Genomic DNA, 2,304 nt, shown 5'->3' on the forward strand with positions numbered 1-2,304 from the left:
TGAGGTCGGCGATCACCTCGCCGTCGTGGTCTCGACGGGGCCCGGCGACACGGCGCCGGGCGCGAACGGCGCGGCGGCCGGGGTGGTCCCGGTGCCGGGGGCGGGTGCCCCCGACGGCGGTCCGGGCGGCGGTTCGGCGGGCGGCGTGAACACAAGTCCCGTGCCGCACCAGGGCGGTGGCCCGGGCGGGTCCGGCGGCGCGGCCGGGACCGGCGGCACCGGTGAGGGCCGCTCCGGCGGCGGTTCCGCCGGGACGCCCTCGGCGACCCCGAGCGGCCGGCCGTCCGGCACCCCCGCTCCCGAGCACAGCTCGCCCGCCGCGACCGTCCCGCCCGTCCCGGACCCGACCTCCGGTAGTTCCGGTTCCTCGGCCCCGAGCCCGCGCGCCGCCGGGCACTAGCGGATTGAGCAGGGCATTTGCCTCGGATCCCCAGGCTCGTCTATGGTGGTAGATCGTTCGTTTGATCCATTTGACTGGCGCCCTACTCCCATCTGGCGCCCTTGGCGCGTTCCGGCGATCCGTGGCTGACCGCATAGAGGCGGTTGTGAAACAGAACCCCGGACTTTGGCGCGTGCCACTTCCGGAAGGTTTTGCATGTCTCTCGTTGACGACGCCCGCTTCGCCATGCCCGCGAACGAGGCCGCCGCCGATGTCACCGACTCCAACGACACCCTCGACACCGCCGCGGACGAGGTGATCGCCGAGGCCGTGGAGGCCACCGAGGAGGCGGCCGCCGAGCCCACCATCACCTTCGGCGACCTGGGCCTGCACGACGACGTCGTCCGCGCCCTCGCCAAGCGCGGTGTCACCACCCCGTTCCCGATCCAGGCCGCGACCATCCCGGACGCCCTGGCCGGCAAGGACGTGCTGGGCCGCGGCCGCACCGGCTCCGGCAAGACCCTCAGCTTCGGCCTGCCGCTGCTGACCCGCCTCGCCGACGGCGAGCGCACCAAGCCGAAGCACCCGCGCGGCCTGATCCTGGTCCCGACCCGCGAGCTGGCCATGCAGGTCGCCGACGCCCTGGAGCCGTTCGGCTCGGTGCTCGGCCTGCGCCTCAAGGTCGTCTGCGGCGGTACCTCGATGTCGAACCAGATCTACGCGCTGGAGCGCGGCGTCGACATCCTCGTCGCCACCCCGGGCCGTCTGCGCGACCTGCTGAACCGCGGCTCCGCCAAGCTGGACGACGTCCGCACCGTGGTGCTCGACGAGGCCGACCAGATGGCCGACATGGGCTTCCTGCCCGAGGTCACCGAGATCCTCGACCAGGTGCCGGCCGGCGGCCAGCGCCTGCTGTTCTCCGCCACCCTGGAGAACGAGATCGACACCCTGGTGAAGCGCTACCTGAAGAGCCCGGTCACCCACGAGGTCGACCCGTCGGCCGGTGCCGTCACCACCATGACCCACCACATCCTCGTGGTGAAGCCCAAGGACAAGGCGCCGATCACCAACGCGATCGCCGCCCGCAAGGGCCGCACGATCATCTTCGTCCGCACCCAGATGGGCGCCGACCGCGTCGCCGAGCAGCTGATCGAGGCCGGCGTGAAGGCCGACGCGCTGCACGGCGGCATGACCCAGGGCGCCCGCACCCGCGTCCTCGGCGACTTCAAGGACGGCTACACCAACGTCGTCGTCGCCACCGACGTGGCCGCCCGAGGCATCCACGTCGACGGCATCGACCTGGTCCTGAACGTGGACCCGGCCGGCGACCACAAGGACTACCTCCACCGCTCGGGCCGCACCGCCCGCGCCGGCCGCTCCGGCGCCGTCGTCACCCTGGTGCTGCCGCACCAGCGCCGCGGCGTCTTCCGCCTGATGGAGGACGCGGGCGTCGACGCCAGCCGCCACATCCTGGACCACGCCTTCGACGCCGAGGTCGCCAAGATCACCGGCGCCCGTTCGCTGACCGAGGTCCAGGCCGAGAGCGCCGCCAACATCGCCGGTGCCGCCGAGCGCGAGCTCGCCGACATGACCCGCCAGCTGGAGCGCGCGCAGCGCCGCACCACCGAGCTCCGCGAGGAGGCCGACCGCCTGGCCGCCCGTGCGGCGCGCGAGCGGGCCGAGCTGGGCATCGAGGACGAGGCCCCGGCCGCCGAGGCCGAGGCCGGCGAGTCGACCGAGGCCGCTCCGGCCGGCGCCGAGGCCCCCGCGGCCGCGGCGCAGACCGAGGAGCGCACCCCGTCGTACCGCGAGGCCCGCACCGAGCGTCCGGCCTTCGGCCGGGACCGCGACCGCGACCGTGACGACCGTCGTTCGGGCGGCTTCGGTGGTGGCCGTGACCGCGACGACCGCCGCTCCGGTGGTGT

The 2,304-nt window shown here is 74.0% G+C and carries 1 protein-coding gene; it reads left to right on the top strand.

Going from position 1 to position 2,304, the window contains the following annotated elements; translation table 11 throughout:
* Window positions 1-625 precede the first annotated feature (625 nt).
* Window positions 626-2,304, top strand: a 1,679-nt coding sequence (locus tag AB0E96_RS31055) for a DEAD/DEAH box helicase (protein WP_359829114.1), incomplete at its 3' end; no start/stop codon positions are given.

The sequence above is a fragment of the Kitasatospora sp. NPDC036755 genome (genome assembly GCF_040636595.1).
Lineage (GTDB): Bacteria > Actinomycetota > Actinomycetes > Streptomycetales > Streptomycetaceae > Kitasatospora.